The organism is Alicycliphilus denitrificans K601, from assembly GCF_000204645.1.
Classification (GTDB): domain Bacteria; phylum Pseudomonadota; class Gammaproteobacteria; order Burkholderiales; family Burkholderiaceae_C; genus Alicycliphilus; species Alicycliphilus denitrificans.
Map to the genome: position 1 here is coordinate 4,443,559 of NC_015422.1, position 15,531 is coordinate 4,459,089.

Consider the following 15,531-nt stretch of genomic DNA (forward strand, 5'->3'; position numbering starts at 1 on the left):
CCATATCGCCACGGGGCAGTCAGTGCCGGTGCGCCTGCGGGCGATCGCCGCCGCCGGGCGGCAGCACCTCCAGCCTGGCCGCGGGCATGTCCGGCCTGGCGGCGTCGCCCGGCCCGGACACCTGCACCCAGTCGGCCTGGCCCACGTCGCAGACCTGCCGCACGGGGAAGTACAGCGTGCCCGGCGTGGCGGGCAGAACGCCGCGCACGACGAACTCGCCCTTCTCGCCACCGCCGAGCGCCGCGGCGGGCGAGCCGGCCGTCCAGCGCACCTCGCCCGCCTGCGGCGCCGTGAGCGTCCAGCCGGGGCGCGGCAGCGCCTCGATCAGGCGAAAGCCCTCGGGCAGTTGCACCGACAGCGCCGTCGTGACCCGCGCCCCCTTGCAGGCGTGGCCGACCGAGAAGACCGCGTCATGGGCGCTGCCCGCCGTGGCGCCGTCCGGGGACAGCACGACATGGCCGCTGGCCGCCGCGGCGGCGCAGAGCGTGGCCGCAGCGGCCAGGCATCGGAGAGGGAATTGCATGGTGGTGTCCTCACAAACGGGTGTCACAGATCCCAGCGCAGCGAGGCCGTGTAGGTGCGCTGCGGATAGGGGTGGAAGTTCCAGTACTGGTAGTTGTTGGCGTTGTCGATGCCCAGCGCCGCCGAGAGCTGCCGCGTGAGCCTGTAGCGCGCACGCAGGTCCACGGTGAAGTACCGGCTCGCGCCGAAGTAGGCGAAGGCGTTCACGTCGCTGTTGTCCAGGCTGGAGTACTGGCGCCCGCTGTAGCGCGCGGCCACGGTGAGGGCCCAGCGGTCGTCGGGCTGCCAGGTGGCGTAGGCGGTGGAGCGCCAGCGCGGCACGCGCGGCTGCCACTTGTCCACGCTCGCGGGGTTGGCGGCGTTGGCCACGATCCGGGAGTCGGCATAAGTGAGGCTCGCGCCCAGGTCCAGCCCGCGCATCCATGCCGGCTGGCCGCTGTAGGCCAGCTCCAGGCCCAGCGTGCGGATCTTGTCCACGTTCTGCACGCGCGAGACGGTGGTGCCCGGTATCGGCTGGCTGTAGAGCGCGTCGCGCGTGGTCTCGTGGAACAGCGTGGCGCGCGCCAGGCCGTTGCCCAGGTCCTTCTCGGCCGAGAGCTCGCCCGTCCACGACTTCTCGGGCTTCAGGCCCGGGTCGTTAATGAACGACAGCGCCCCGCCCGAGGTGGCGCCGTAGAGCTCGCCCACCGTGGGAAAGCGCACCGCGCGCCCCACCGAGGCCTTGAGCACGGTGTCGCTGCTCCACTGCCAGGCCAGCGCCGCCTTGGGCGAGAAGTGCGACTCGCTGCGGCGGTCGTAGGCCTGGCGGCTGCTGGCCGTGGCCGTGAAGCCGTCGTGCGCCGTCCAGTCTTCCCAGCGCAGGCCCAGCACGGCCGTCCAGCGCGGCGCGAAGCGCCAAGCGTCCTGCGCCCACAGGTAGGCCGTCTCGGCGCGGCCACCCACGCTGCTCACGGGCGATGCGGGGTTGGCGGCGCCGTCCATCCAGCTGCCCGCCACGTTCAGCTTGTCGATACCGAGCTTGTACGCGTCGCGCCCCGCGCCGAAGTCCACGATGTGCGCCCCCTGCGCGCCCTGCGGGCGCCAGGTGCCCTTGGCGGCCAGGGTGTTCCAGCCCGTGCCGTCCTGGCGCTGCAGCGTGCCGGGCCCACCCGCGGCGGCCTGCGGGAGGGCCACGGTGGGCGCACGCTGGCGGTCCCTGCCGTAATCGTAGAGGCTGACCGCGAGCTCCCAGTCGAACAGGCCGCCGATGTGGCTCTTGAGCGATGCGCCGTGCATGGTGTGCGTCTGCGCGTCGTTGGTGAGCGGGAACGCCGTGGGCGCGAGGGTGTAGCCGCGACCCTGGATGTTGACCGCGCCGCTGTAGACCGGCTGGCCGTCCGGCCCCGTCAGAAAGCTCGCGGGGCGCCCCTCGGAGCGGTTGTCCCACCAGCCCAGGGTGTAGCTCGCGCGCAGCGTGGGCGTGATGTCGTAGGCCAGCTTGAGCTTGGCGTGGTCCTGCACCGTGTGGTACTGCGTGCCGGTGCCGAGGATGTACCAGGGCGTGTTCGTGGTGTTCAGCCCCGGCACGGCGCCCGACACGGTCGTGCCCGCCGCCCCCGGTGTGCCCGAGGCCACGGGCACCGTGGTGAAGGTCTGCGGCTGGCCCTGGCTGTTGGTGCGGTGCACGTTGACCCACCACGACCAGTCGCCGCTCCTGCTGCCGAGCGATGCGCTGGTCTGCCAGCTGTCGAAGCTGCGGAGGGTGCTGTACAAGTCGTTGGGCTGCGACGAATAGCCCGCGCTGGCATGCGCCTCCAGCTTGGTGGGCATGCGCGTCACGTAGTCCACCACCGCGCCGGCCGAGTTGCCCGGGTAGGCTGCGGAGAACGGGCCGTACATCACGTCCACGCGCTCGATCTCTTCGGGCGTCACCAGGCCCCAGCGCGGCGCGTAGTTGGTGCCGTTGGCGATGCCGTTGCCCAGGTAGTTCGACAGCAGGATGCCGTCGGCGTACACGGCCGAGCGCGCGCTGTTGCCCGTGCCAGATGCGCGCGTGGACAGGATGGCGTGGTTGTAGTCGCCGATGTAGCGCTTGCGCACCAGCAGGCTCGGCAGGTACTTGAGCGCGTCCTCGCTGTCGGTGGCGTTGATGCGCGCGTCGATCTCCTCGCGCGTCACGCCCTCGATGGTGGTGGGGATCTGCGTGGGCAACGAGCTCGGCTGCCCCCCGCTCACGGTGACGACGCCGAGCGACTTGGCGCGCTCCGGCGCCTCGCCGGCGGGGCCCGCCTGCGCGAAGACCGCGCCGGCGAGCCAGGGGAATGCGGCGCCGCCGAGCACGAGCGGCCACATGGACTTGTTCATGGAAAAACCTCTGCGGCACCCCGCGTGCGCCGCCACTTGCATGGGACATTGGCGGCGCGCGCCCGCGCGGGGCATGCGCCGTACCGGAATCGGGGGCGGCGCCCCATCCGCCCCCGCGGCACGCGCGAGGGACGGGCAAGGCGTTGCCCGCAGGCAAGTTCAGAGGGATGGCGGCCCGCGCGCGGGCAGCGGCGCGGCCGTCGCGGCGGCGATGCGCGCGGCGACGACGGGCCGCAGCGCATACGCCAACGGCGATGGCGGCGGCACAGCCGTCGCCGGTGCCGCGGGCGGCGGCGCGACGAACGGCATGCACATGGGGCAGTCGAGGTGGGTCGAGCCCATCTCCTGCGCGCCGCCGTCGGTCTTGGCGATCACCTTCATCACGCCCGCGCTGGAGCAGACGAGCTCCAGCGCCTGCGGATTCACCAGGGGCGAGGCGATGGCCACGCCCAGCGACAGCGCGAACCAAGCCAGCACCGCGCGGCCCAGGAGCCCGGGTGCCATCATGCGAAAGCGGTGAAGAAGCGGCATGCCGTGCTGCAACCCGGGAAGGACGAAGGCGTGAAGACCGGCCATGATAGCGGCCCCGCGCCGCCCTGGCCTCAAAGCGGCCGGGGCGCCCCGCCCACCGTGTCCAGCGGCAGCGCATGGATCTCCGCGATCAGCTGCGCCAGCGCCTGCGCCGCCGCCTGCACAACGGCGCGGCCCTTGTCCGCCATGGCGCCGGCGGCATCGCCCACGGCGCCCGCCGGGTGGTAGTCCTCGATGGCCCAGCCGAGCTTGGCGCTCCTGCCGTTGCCCAGGATGGGGTAGCGCGCGGCGCGCTCCTGCGAGCTCGAAGGCCAGTGCCGCGCATGCTCCATGCGCACCGTGGCGGGCGCCAGGTGCAGCATCATCGAGGTCTCGATCGCGCCGCCGTGGATGCCGAAGCGGTGCTCCTCGGCGCCGAACAGGCCGTTCACCTCATCGGGCAGCGGCAGGCTGAACCAGCTGCTGCTGTAGACCAGCAGGCCGCAGCGCTGGCGCAGCTCGCGCGCCACGATGTCCATGGGCGCCACGTTGCCGCCATGGCCGTTGAGCAGCAGCAGCTTCCTCACACCCGCGCGCGCCACGCACTCGCCCAGCTCGGTCCACAGCGCGATCAGCGTGGCGGGCGAGAGCGTGAGCGTGCCCGGGTAGGACAGGTGCTCGGTGGACAGGCCCACGTTCTGCGGCGGCAGGAACAGCGCCGGCAGGCCGTCGGGCAGTAGCGGCAGCGCGGCGGCGATCACGCCCTGCAGGAGCGTGGCATCGACCGACAGCGGCAGGTGCGGCCCATGCTGCTCGACGGCGGCCACGGGCAACACGGCCACGGCCCGCTGCGCCAGACCCGAGGCGCGCGCCTGCGCGAAGTCGCGGGCGCCGAGCTCGGACCACCAGTGCGAGGCGAAGCGTTCGGGGGGCGGCGGGGAAGATGGCATGCAGCCATCTTACGTGCTACTCGATCTTGAAGTTCGTCTCCTTGACGATGCGCTTCCAGCGCTCGTTGTCGGAGGCGATCAGGCGCCCGAACTCCTGGGGCGTGCCGCGCCGCGGCACGTAGTTGTAGGTCTTCAGCTTGGCCAGCACGTCGGGCATCTGCATGACCTTGTCCATCTGCTGCGCCAGCAGGCTCACGATTTCCTTGGGCGTTCCCTTGGGCGCGAGCAGCCCCGACCAGGAGCTGAAGTTCATGCCCTCGACACCCGCCTCGGCCATCGTCGGCACCTGGGGGAAGGACTCGGCGCGCTGGGGCAGCAGCACGGCCAGGGCCTTGACCTTGCCCGCGCGGATCATCTCCACCGAGGCGAAGGAGTCGAACGAGAAGTCCACCTCGCCCGCCACCACGGCCTGCATCTGCGGGCTCGTGCCCTTGTACTGCGCGTTGATGATGCCGGGCGCGCCCACCACCTTCTTGAACTGCTCGGTGATCAGGGAAATCATGCTGCTGCCCGAGGAGGCGCTCAGCGACTTGCCCTGCTTGGCCAGGCCGATGAGCTCCTGCATGTTGTTGGCGGGCAGGTCCTTGCGCGCGATGACCACGAAGCCCACGTCGCACAGGTGGGCGATGGGCTCGAAGCTCGCCAGCGCCTCGTACTGGGTCTTGTAGATCACGGGGCTGAGCGTCTGCGCGCCCGCGGTGTTGAGCAGCAGCGTGTAGCCGTCGGGCGCGGCGCGCGCCGCCAGGTCGGTGCCGATGACGCCGTTGGCGCCGCCCTTGTTGTCCACGATGAAGGACTGGCCCATGAGCTCGCCGAGCTTCTGCAGGGTGAGCCGCGCCACCACGTCGGTGGTGCCGCCGGCGGGAAAGGGCACGATGACCCGCACCGGCTTGTCCGGATAGGCCTCGGCGCGCGCCTGCAGCGGCAGCCCCAAGGCAGCGGCCGCCGAAGCGGCGGCGGCCGTGGTCATGAATCGGCGGCGTGAAGTCTCCACCATGGTGCTCGTCTCCTGTCTCGTGATGGTTCGGGTTCGGCCCATAATGGCCAGTCGACATATTTCCTGTCAAATATCGGAAACCTATTCGTCGATATCTCTTGCAAATGGATGCGCGTTCCCGCGCCGGGAACCAATCCCCCTGCCCCGGCTCCCACCGTCCGCCATGCCGCCTTCTCCCATTTCATGCCATGCCGCCGCGCAGCGCCTGCGGCTCTGGCTGGTCGCACTTTTTTTGATAGCAACCGGCGCTCTGCCAGCGGGCGCTGCGGCGCAAATCCTCATGAAACAGGGCGGCGCCCAATCGGCAAGCGTGCGGACCGAGCATGTGCAGGCCGAGCTCGTGGCCCAGGCGCCCGACGGCGTGGGGCCGGGCAGGCCGCTGTGGCTGGGCCTGTCGATCACGCACGCGCCCGGCTGGCACACCTACTGGAAGAACGCGGGCGACTCGGGCCTGCCCACGCAGCTGGAGTGGAAGCTGCCGCCCGGCATGGACGCGGGCGAGATCGCCTGGCCCGTGCCGCGCAGGATCCGTATCGGCACGCTGGCCAACTACGGCTACGAGGGGCAGGTGCTGCTGCCCGTGCCGGTCGCCGTCTCGGGCGCCTTCGCGCCCGGCCCGCTGGCCAAGGAGGTGACGGTGCGGCTGCAGGCCTCGTGGCTGGTGTGCCGCCAGGAGTGCATTCCCGAAGAGGGCGAATTCGCGCTGCAGATCCCCATCCAGGGCACGACGGCGCTGCACGCCGCGCAGTTCGAGGCCGCCGCCCAGGCCCAGCCCAGCCCGCTGGCCCCGGGCGCGGGCAGCGGCGCGCAGGTGGAGGACGGCGCGCTGGCGCTCAGGCTGACGGGTCTGCCCGCCGCCCTGCGCGGGCAGGCGCTGGAGGTGTTCGCCGAGACGGCCGACATGATCGAGACCGCCGCCGACCCGTCACAGCAATGGCGGGGCGACACCTGGGTGGCGCGCCTGCCGCTCTCGCCCCAGCGCAGCGCCGGCCCCGACCCGGTGCCGCTGGTGCTGGCCCACGGCGGCCAAGGCTGGCGCGTGGAGCTGCCCGTGCAAGGCGGCTGGCCCCAGGCGGCGGCCATGGCGCAGGTGTCGCCCGCGCTGGAGGCCGCGCTGCGTGCGAACGCCGCCGGCGCTGGCACCGCCGCCCTCGCGCCCACGCCCGCGCCCATGGGCCTGTGGCTCGCCGCGCTGGGCGGCGCGCTGCTGGGCGGGCTGATCCTCAACCTCATGCCCTGCGTGTTCCCGGTGCTCGCGATCAAGGTGGTGGGCTTCGCGCGCCATGCGCAGGACCGCCGCGCGCACCGCATCGGCGGGCTGGCGTACACGGCGGGCGTGGTGCTGTCGTTCCTGCTGCTGGGCGCGGCCATGCTCGCGCTGCGCGCGGCGGGCGACGCCGTGGGCTGGGGCTTCCAGCTGCAGTCGCCCGCCGTGGTGGCGCTGCTGGCGGCGCTGTTCACGGTGATCGGGCTCAACCTGGCGGGCGTGTTCGAGTTCGGCGCCATGCTGCCCTCGCGCCTGGCCGGCCTGCAGGCGCGCCACCCCGTGGCCGATGCCTTCCTGACCGGTGTGCTGGCCGTGGCCGTGGCATCGCCCTGCACGGCGCCGTTCATGGGCGCGTCGCTCGGCCTCACGGCCACGCTGCCGGGCGCGCAGGCGCTCTCCATCTTCGCGGCGCTGGGCCTGGGACTGGCGCTGCCGTACCTGCTGGCAAGCTGGCTGCCCGGCTTCGCGCGCGCCCTGCCCCGCCCCGGCACGTGGATGCAGACGCTGCGCCGCCTGATGGCCTTCCCCATGTTCGCCACCGTGGTGTGGCTGGTGTGGGTGCTGGGCCAGCAAAGCGGCATCGACGGCGCGGCGGCGCTGCTGGCGCTGCTGGTGGCGCTCGCGATGGCCGTGTGGGCGCTCACGCTGCGCGGGCGCGGGCGGGCCGTGCTCGCTCCGCTTTCGATAGTTGCCTGCGCTTGGCTGGCATGGGCCTGGGGCCCGAAAGTCGTAGAACCCCTGCCCGCGGCCGGCGCCGCGCCCATGGCCGACGCCGCCACGCCCTGGCGCCCCTGGCAGGCCGGCCTGCCCGAGCAGTTGCTGGCCCGGGGCCAGCCGGTGTTCGTGGACTACACGGCCGCCTGGTGCGTGACCTGCCAGTACAACAAGAAGACCACGCTGTCGGACGCCGAGGTGCTGCGCGGCTTCGCCGCCAAGAACGTGGCGCTGCTGCGCGCCGACTGGACGCGGCGCGACCCGGCCATCACCGCCGCGCTGGCGCAGCTGGGCCGCAGCGGCGTGCCGGTGTACGTGCTGCACGCGCCGGGCCGGGCGCCCGTGGTGTTCAGCGAGATATTGAGCTCCGACGCACTGCGCGCCGCCATCGATTCGCTCTAACGGACTGGAGGACATCGCCATGCAGGCGCTTCGCCGCACGCTCATCGCCCTGCCCCTGCTGCTCGCCGCCCTCGGCGCGCACGCCGCCGCCGCGGTGGGCCAGATCGCGCCGGACTTCACGCTGCAGAGCACCGAGGGCAAACCCGTGCGCCTGTCGGAGCTGCGCGGCAAGTACGTGGTGCTGGAGTGGACCAACCCCGGCTGCCCCTTCGTGCGCAAGCACTACGACAGCGGCAACATGCCCGCCACGCAGAAGGCCGCGCGCGAGCAGGGGCTGGCGTGGCTCTCGATCAACTCCACCGCGAAGGCGAGCGGCGACTACCTGGAACCCGCACGGCTCGCCGAGCGCAAGGCCCAGCCCACGGCCATCCTGATGGACGAGGAAGGCACGATGGGCCACGCCTACGGCGCGCGCACCACGCCGCACATGTACGTCATCGACCCCGGGGGCACGCTGGTCTACGCGGGCGGCATCGACAGCATCCCCTCGGCGCGCGTGGCCGACATCGAGCGCGCCACCAACTACGTGAAGGTCGCGCTCGCCGACATCGCCGCGCAACGGCCCATCGCGGCGGCGGCCACGCAGCCCTACGGCTGCAGCATCAAGTACAAGTGACCCGGGCGGCGGGCAGAAGGCCCGCGCCCCGGGGAATCACGCAAGCAGCAGCCAACCGAACCACGCGCCGGCGGCCAGCAGCAGCATGCTCACGAAGCGCTGCAGGCGGTGCCGGTCCAGCCCCTGCACGAGCCGCTGGCCCGCGAGCGAGCCGGCCAGCATCACCACGCCGCAGGCCAGCGCCAGCCCCCAGTCCAGCCGGTGCGCGGCGGCGTGCACGGCGCTGCTGGTCAGGGCCACGGGCAGCTGTATGGCCTGCGCTGCGGCCACGGCGAACTGCACCGGCTGGCGCCGCAGCATCAGCAGCGGCAGCAGCAGCACCGGCCCGCCCGTGCCTGTGAGTGCCGAGCCCACGCCCACCAGCAGCCCCAAGCCGGCCAGCGCGGGCCTGGGTAGCTGCGGCGCGGCCTCGGCGCCGGGCCCGCGCGCCGCAAGGCCGCGCCAGCCCGCGAACAGCACGAGCGCGGTCACGCCCGCGAGCAGCGCGCGCGCCGGCAGCGCATGCACCAGCAGCGCGCCGCCCACCGCGCCAGTCAGCGCCCCCAGCAGCAGCGGCGCGGTGCGCCGGGCCAGGGCCGGGTCGCGCCGCAGCGGGCGCAGCGCCACCAGCGCGGGCAGCGCGAACGCGAGCGAGGCCGCCGCGATGGCCTGCGCGGGCTCCACTCCGCCAAAGCGCGTGAGCACGGGCACGAGCAGCACACCGCCGATGCCCGTGGCGCCGATCAGCGCGCCGGCCAGCAGCACGGCGGGCAGGAGAATCCAGGCGTGGGCCAGCAGGTTCATGCCGGCGCGCGGGGCGTGGAGTGGACGGGATGGCCGGTGGGCATGGCGGGGGGGCTAGATGCCCGGATGGGCGGGCGGGCGCCGGGGCGGCGTTTTTCACTATTAATTATATAGCTTATAACGCTTTACAGGAAAGCACAGAAGCCCGTTTTCACATGAAATTCCAGCGCAGCGGCAGGCCCTTGCCGGTGTGGCGCGGGCGCATCGCTGCGCCGCCCGCAATGGACGGTGTGCCGGCGGTCGCCGCCGGATAATCGGCGGCCATGCATCCGCCGCGTCTTTCCCGCGCCGTGCGCGCCACGGCCCTGGCCTTCATGGGGCTGGGCTGCCTCGTTTCGCAGGCCCTGGCCGGCTCCCCGCACGAGGCGGCCGCGCCGCGCCCCTTCAGCCAGCCCGAGCCGCTGGCGCAGGAACTGCGCCATCGCATGGAGTCCCCCCTGGTACGCGAGCTGCAGGTGCGCCTGCGCCACGCCAAGTACCTGGCGCTGTACGACGTGGACGACCGCTACGGCCTGAAGACGCGCGAGACGGTGCGCAAGTTCCAGAAGGACCACGGCCTGCGCGAGACGGGCGTGGTGGACCAGGCCACCTGGGACCGGCTGCTGCCCAGGTCGCACAAGCCCACGGCCGCGGAGCTGGGCAACACCGACGTGGGCCCCTGGTTCACAGGCCCCGGGCAGGCAGGCTACATCCGGGAGCTGCAGCACCGGCTCAGGCAGGCGGGGCATTACCAGGGCGCGATCGACGGCGAGTTCCACGGCGCCACACAGCAGGCGATCAGCGGCTTCCGCGCCCGGGTGGGCCTGCCGGCCAGCCATGTGATGGACGAGCGCACCTGGGCCCGCCTGATCGCCAAGACGCGCAACCCGCGCTACGCGCAGCTGTTCGACGCGCCACCGGCGAGCACGCTCGCGCAGGCGCTGGACCCGCGCTGCGCCACGGGCCGGGTGGTGTGCATCTCGCGGGAGCAGAAAAGGATGTCGCTCGTGGTCGATGGCCGTACGTTGTTCACGCGCGAGGCGCGCTTCGCGCGCCCGGGCTGGGAGAGCGACAAGGGCGAGTTCCGCATCTGGTACATGAACAGCGACACGGTCTCGACCATCTTCGGCGAGCGCACACCCATGCCCTACGCCATCTTCTACGACGGCAACGTGGCCATCCACTATTCCGACGATTTCGACCAGGTGGGCTATGAGGGCGGTTCGCACGGCTGCAGCCAGCTCAGGGACTACCAGGTCTCCAAGTGGCTGTACGAGCAGGTCAGGGTGGGCGACAGGGTCGTGGTGTACTGACCCCGGTGGCTGGCGCATGGGCACGCTGCGACAATCACGCCCATGAGCAACACCTTCGCCCCCCTGCGCAACGACACCTTCCTGCGCGCCTGCCTGCGCCAGGCCACCGACTACACCCCCCTGTGGCTGATGCGCCAGGCCGGGCGCTACCTGCCCGAGTACAAGGCCACGCGCGCCAGGGCCGGCAGTTTCATGGGGCTGGCGACCAACGTGGATTACGCCACCGAGGTCACGCTGCAGCCGCTGGAGCGCTTCCCGCTGGACGCGGCGATCCTGTTCTCCGACATCCTCACCGTCCCCGACGCCATGGGCCTGGGCCTGTCGTTCGCCGAGGGCGAGGGCCCGCGCTTCGCCAAGGCGGTGCGCAGCGAGGCCGACGTCGCGCAGCTGGCCGTGCCCGACATGGACAGGCTGCGCTACGTGTTCGACGCCGTGACCAGCATCCGCCGCGCGCTCGACGGCCGCGTGCCGCTGATCGGCTTCTCGGGCAGCCCCTGGACGCTGGCCTGCTACATGGTCGAGGGCAAGGGCTCGGACGACTACCGCATGGTCAAGAGCCTGATGTACGCCCGCCCCGACCTGATGCACCGCATCCTGGCTGTGAACGCCGACGCCGTGGCCCGGTACCTGAACGCCCAGATAGACGCCGGCGCCCAGGCGGTGATGATCTTCGACAGCTGGGGCGGCGTGCTGGCCGACGGCATGTTCCAGCAGTTCAGCCTGGCCTACACGGCGCGCGTGCTCGCGCAGCTCCAGCGCACCGGGGCCGACGGCCAGCCCGTGCCGCGCATCGTCTTCACCAAGGGCGGCGGCATCTGGCTGCAGGACATGAAGGCGCTGGACTGCGAGGTGCTGGGCCTGGACTGGACGGCCAACCTGGGGCAGGCCCGCGCCATCGTCGGCGGCAGCGCGGGCGGCCCGGGCAAGGCGCTGCAGGGCAACATCGACCCCAACGTGCTGTTCGCCCCGCCCGAGGCGATCGCGGCCCAGGCGCGCGCCGTGCTCGACAGCTTCGGCACGCCCCATACCGACAAGGACACCACGGGCCCCACGCACATCTTCAACCTGGGCCACGGCATCAGCCAGCACACGCCGCCCGAGCATGTGGCGGCGCTGGTGGAGGCGGTGCACGGCCATTCGCGCAGCCTGCGCCGGCGGTAAACGCCTACTCACATGCGGCGCCCCGCGCGGGCCGGTTGTGCACAGACGGGGCCGGGTGTCGCGGGGCGACGATCCCCGGCTCATATACCGCATGCGATCCCCAAAAAAAAGGGACAACCGCGCAAGTCGTTGATTCATATAGGCATCGTGGCCATGCCGCTTTTGTAAGCAAGCTAAACAAACCACGCAGCGACAAGGGATTGCAGGGGATGACCGAAGGATATCAACAAAGTTATCCACAGAAAATTTGGACTTCTGCCGAATCCCTCGAAAAATCAAGCACTTGCCACCGAAAGTGCATGAGAAACCCCATGACTGCTGCCCGGCATACCACATTTTTGGGATGTTTTTGCCTATTGACAGCGCAGTTGTGCACATGTTTGGCGCAGCGGCAGCGGCGGGCCGTTCTGCCGCGACAATGTCCGCGCCGCACCGGGCGACATGACAAAGATCATTGATTCATAAGGGGTTTTCTTCGATGGCATGGGTAAATGCACTAGCACCAAGGCTAGCAGCCATGCGGCCTGCAGCCTGGTTCGTGCGGTTTTTCAACAAAGTTATCCACAGAACGCCCGTTTTTTGTGAACAAGGCTGTGGAGCCATGCCGGGCCACCCATGAGCGACGCTTTGCCGTGCCTGGTGCAGGTCGCCGTCAGCACCCCGGCCCACAGCGCCGTGGGCGACCTGCTGAGCTATGCCTGTGCCGCCCCGCTGGCGCCGGGCACGCTGGTGCGCGTGCCGCTGGGCGCGCGCGAGGTGCTGGGCGTGGTCTGGGACGCGCCCGCCGAGCCCTTGCCCCTGCCTGCGGGCATGGCGCCGCGCCCGGTGGCGGGCGTGCTCGAAGGCATCGCCCCGCTCGACGCCGCCTGGCGGCGCCTGGTGGCCTTCACGGCGCGCTACTACCAGCGCGCCCTGGGCGAGGTGGCGCTGGCCGCCCTGCCGCCGCAGCTGCGCGAGCTCACACCCGAGCAGCTCGCGCGGCGCATGCGCCGCCCCGCGGTCGGGGCAGCCGCGCAAGCACGTGAATCCGCTACTGAATCGGTAGCACTCAGCGCAGAGCAGGCAATCGCCGCAGCCGAAATTGAATCCAACCCCGGCCCCTTCCTGCTGTTCGGCAGCACCGGCAGCGGCAAGACCGAGGTCTACATGCACTGCGTGGCCCGGGCGCTGGCAGCCAGCCCCGCCGCGCAAGCCCTGGTGATGGTGCCCGAGATCAACCTCACACCGCAGCTGGAGGCGCGCTTTCGCGCGCGCTTCGCCCCCCTGTACGGCGAGGTCGCCGTGGTCAGCCTGCACAGCGGCATGACCAACCCGCAGCGCCTCAAGAGCTGGCTGGCCGCGCACCAGGGCGTGGCGCGCATCGTACTGGGCACGCGCATGGCGGTGTTCGCCAGCCTGCCGGGCCTGGCGCTGGTCGTGGCGGACGAGGAGCACGACGCCAGCTACAAGCAGCAGGAGGGCGCGCGCTACTCCGCGCGCGACCTGGCCGTCTGGCGCGCGCGCGAGCAGGGTGCCAAGGTGATCCTGGGCAGCGCTACGCCGTCGCTGGAGAGCTGGCACGCGAGCAGCCCCGAGGTGGGCCGCTACCAGCGCCTGGCCATGCCCGCCCGCATAGGCGCGGGCGAGTTGCCGCGCCTGCGCCTGGTGGACATGGGCCAGCAGCCGCGCGGGGCAGTGTTCTCGCCGCCGCTGCTGGCGGCCATCACCGAGCGCGTGGAGCGCGGCGAGCAATGCCTGGTGCTGCTCAACCGCCGGGGTTTCGCGCCCGTGCTGCACTGCCACGACTGCGGCTGGAAGAGCGACTGCCCGCACTGCAGCGCGCACCAGGTGTTCCACAAGATCGACCGCACGCTGCGCTGCCACCACTGCGGCTACGCGCAGCGCGTGCCGCGCGCCTGCCCCGCGTGCGGCAACCCGGACATCGCCCCCGTGGGCCGGGGCACGGAGCAGCTGGAGGAGCAGCTGGCCGCGCTGCTGCGCAACGTGATCACGCCCGGACGCCGCGCCGCGCGCGTGGCGCGCATGGACGCAGACACCACCCGCGCCAAGGGCGCGCTGGAGGAGCAGCTGGCCCAGGTGCATGCGGGCGAGGTGGACGTGCTCGTGGGCACGCAGATGGTGGCCAAGGGGCACGACTTCCGCCGCATCACGCTGGTGGCGGCCGTACAGCCCGACGGAGCGCTGTTCTCCAGCGACTTCCGCGCGCCCGAGCGCCTGTTCGCCCTGCTCATGCAGGCCGCGGGCCGCGCCGGGCGCGACGCGCAATACGTCGCCGCCCAGGCCAGCCCGCCCGAGATGTGGCTGCAGACCTGGCACCCCGACCACGCCGTCTACGCCGCGCTGCGCCGCCACGACTACCCGGCCTTCGCACAGCAGCAGCTGGCCGAGCGCCGCGAGGCCGGCATGCCGCCCTTCGCCTACCAGGCCCTGGTGCGCGCCGACGCGCGCACCCAGGAAGCGGCCCAGGCCTTCCTGCAGGCCGCCGCCGACGCCGCGCGCGCGGCGCAGCTGCCGGGGCTGGAGCAGGTGTTCATCTTCCCGCCCGTGCCGCTGACCGTGCAGCGCGTAGCCAACGTGGAGCGCGCGCAGATGCTGCTGGAGAGCCCCGGCCGCGGCGCGCTGCAGCGCTTCCTGGCCGCGTGGCAGCCGCTGCTGCATGCCGAGCGCGCGCGCCACCGCGCCCTGGTGCGCTGGCTCGTGGACGTGGATCCGCAGGCCATTTGAGTAGCGCTACCCGAATGAGCGCTGCAAGCGCTTACTCAGTAGGCGCTTGATGGCGAAAAGGCTCAAACCCTCTCGAAGATGGCCGCGATTCCCTGGCCGCCGCCGATGCACATGGTCACCAACGCGTAGCGCCCGCCCGTGCGGTGCAGCTCGGCAATCGCCTTGGTGGTGATGATGGCGCCCGTGGCGCCCACGGGGTGGCCGAGCGAGATGCCCGAGCCGTTGGGATTGACCTTGGCGGGATCGAAGCCCAGCTCCTGCGCCACGGCGCAGGCCTGGGCGGCGAAGGCTTCGTTGGCCTCGATCACATCCATGTCGCTGACCTTCAGGCCCGTGCGCGCCAGCACCTTCTGCGTGGCGGGCACGGGGCCTATGCCCATGTAGGCGGGCTCCACGCCCGCGTGCGCGTAGCCCACGAGGCGCGCCAGGGGCTTGAGGCCCAGCGCGGCCACGCGGTCGCCGGCGGCCAGCACCACGGCGGCGGCGCCGTCGTTGATGCCCGAGGCGTTGCCCGCGGTCACCGTGCCGCCTTCCTTCCTGAACGCGGGCTTCATGCCGGCGAGCACGTCGAGCGTGGTATCGGCGCGCACGTGCTCGTCGGTGTCGAACAGCACCGTGCCCTTGCGCGTGGCGATCTCGACGGGGACGATCTGCTCCTTGAAATGGCCGGCAGCGATGGCGGCGGCGGCGCGGCGCTGGCTCTCCAGCGCGAGCTGGTCCTGCATCTCGCGGCTGATCCTGTACCGCTCGGCCACGTTCTCGGCCGTGATGCCCATGTGCATCTTCTGCCACGGGTCGTGCAGGATGCCGAGCATGTAGTCGATGCTCTTGGCGTCGCCCATGCGCGCGCCCCAGCGCGCGGCCTGGTCGAAGTAGGGGCCGCGGCTCATGCTCTCGCTGCCGCCGCCCACGGCCACGTCGCAGTCGCCGTAACCGATGGCCTGCGCGGCGGACACAATGGCCTGCAGGCCCGAGCCGCACAGGCGGTTGACGTTGAACGCGGGCGTTTCGATGGGGCAGCCGGCGTCGATGGCGGCCACGCGGCTCAGGTACGCGTCCTTGGTGTCGGTGGGGATCACGTTGCCCATGACCACGTGGCCCACGGCGTCGGGCGCGATGCCCGCGCGGGCGATGGCGGCCTTCACGGCGGTGGTGGCGAGCTGGGTGTTGGGCACGTCCTTGAGGCTGCCGCCGAAGGTGCCGATGGCGGTGCGGGCGGTGCTGACGATGAAGACGTCGCGCTGGGTCAT

The 15,531-nt window shown here is 71.8% G+C and carries 12 protein-coding genes; 5 read left to right on the top strand and 7 right to left on the bottom strand.

Annotation, left to right across the window (positions count from 1 at the left end; translation table 11 throughout):
- Positions 1 to 19 precede the first annotated feature (19 nt).
- The 5 genes from ALIDE2_RS21075 to ALIDE2_RS21095 all read right to left on the bottom strand — a co-directional run bounded on the left by ALIDE2_RS21075 (position 20) and on the right by ALIDE2_RS21095 (position 5,322).
- The gene (locus ALIDE2_RS21075; protein WP_013723079.1) at positions 20 to 523 is read right to left on the bottom strand and encodes a DUF1775 domain-containing protein; all 504 of its coding nucleotides are present in this window, start codon (positions 521 to 523) and stop codon (positions 20 to 22) included.
- A gap of 23 nt (positions 524 to 546) precedes the next feature.
- Positions 547 to 2,865, bottom strand: a complete 2,319-nt coding sequence (locus tag ALIDE2_RS21080; protein ID WP_013723080.1) for a TonB-dependent receptor — start codon at positions 2,863 to 2,865, stop codon at positions 547 to 549.
- A 159-nt stretch (positions 2,866 to 3,024) separates the two neighbouring features.
- Positions 3,025 to 3,396, bottom strand: a complete 372-nt coding sequence (locus ALIDE2_RS21085) for a DUF2946 family protein (protein WP_373279454.1) — start codon at positions 3,394 to 3,396, stop codon at positions 3,025 to 3,027.
- A gap of 71 nt (positions 3,397 to 3,467) precedes the next feature.
- Positions 3,468 to 4,325, bottom strand: coding sequence for a creatininase family protein (locus tag ALIDE2_RS21090; RefSeq protein WP_013520683.1), 858 nt, complete (start codon positions 4,323 to 4,325; stop codon positions 3,468 to 3,470).
- Positions 4,326 to 4,341: 16 nt separating this feature from the next.
- Positions 4,342 to 5,322 (bottom strand): Bug family tripartite tricarboxylate transporter substrate binding protein, encoded by a 981-nt coding sequence (locus ALIDE2_RS21095; protein WP_013520684.1) that lies wholly within the window; start codon positions 5,320 to 5,322, stop codon positions 4,342 to 4,344.
- Positions 5,323 to 5,602: 280 nt separating this feature from the next.
- On the opposite strand from ALIDE2_RS21095, the gene ALIDE2_RS21100 reads away from it, so the two are divergent.
- Both ALIDE2_RS21100 and ALIDE2_RS21105 read left to right on the top strand, forming a co-directional pair.
- Positions 5,603 to 7,705: a protein-disulfide reductase DsbD family protein gene (locus ALIDE2_RS21100; protein WP_013723081.1), complete on the top strand. Its 2,103-nt coding sequence runs from the start codon at positions 5,603 to 5,605 to the stop codon at positions 7,703 to 7,705.
- 19 nt (positions 7,706 to 7,724) lie between these two features.
- The gene (locus tag ALIDE2_RS21105; RefSeq protein ID WP_013723082.1) at positions 7,725 to 8,321 is read left to right on the top strand and encodes a redoxin domain-containing protein; all 597 of its coding nucleotides are present in this window, start codon (positions 7,725 to 7,727) and stop codon (positions 8,319 to 8,321) included.
- Between the two features lie 36 nt (positions 8,322 to 8,357).
- Here ALIDE2_RS21105 and ALIDE2_RS21110 read toward each other — a convergent pair whose 3' ends face one another.
- Positions 8,358 to 9,104: a sulfite exporter TauE/SafE family protein gene (locus tag ALIDE2_RS21110; protein WP_013723083.1), complete on the bottom strand. Its 747-nt coding sequence runs from the start codon at positions 9,102 to 9,104 to the stop codon at positions 8,358 to 8,360.
- Positions 9,105 to 9,367: 263 nt separating this feature from the next.
- Between ALIDE2_RS21110 and ALIDE2_RS21115 the strand changes: the two genes are divergently transcribed.
- From ALIDE2_RS21115 to priA, 3 genes are all read left to right on the top strand, one after another.
- A complete protein-coding gene (locus ALIDE2_RS21115) occupies positions 9,368 to 10,396 on the top strand; it encodes a L,D-transpeptidase family protein (RefSeq protein ID WP_013723084.1) in 1,029 nt (342 codons plus the stop codon).
- Positions 10,397 to 10,438: 42 nt separating this feature from the next.
- Positions 10,439 to 11,557, top strand: coding sequence for a uroporphyrinogen decarboxylase (gene hemE, locus ALIDE2_RS21120; protein WP_013520689.1), 1,119 nt, complete (start codon positions 10,439 to 10,441; stop codon positions 11,555 to 11,557).
- 615 nt (positions 11,558 to 12,172) lie between these two features.
- Positions 12,173 to 14,281 carry a replication restart helicase PriA gene (gene priA / locus ALIDE2_RS21125; protein WP_013520690.1) on the top strand — a complete coding sequence of 703 codons (2,109 nt, stop codon included), beginning with the start codon at positions 12,173 to 12,175 and terminating at the stop codon, positions 14,279 to 14,281.
- A 62-nt stretch (positions 14,282 to 14,343) separates the two neighbouring features.
- Here the strand turns inward: priA and ALIDE2_RS21130 are convergent, their stop codons facing one another.
- Positions 14,344 to 15,531 carry an acetyl-CoA C-acyltransferase family protein gene (locus ALIDE2_RS21130; RefSeq protein ID WP_013520691.1) on the bottom strand — a complete coding sequence of 396 codons (1,188 nt, stop codon included), beginning with the start codon at positions 15,529 to 15,531 and terminating at the stop codon, positions 14,344 to 14,346.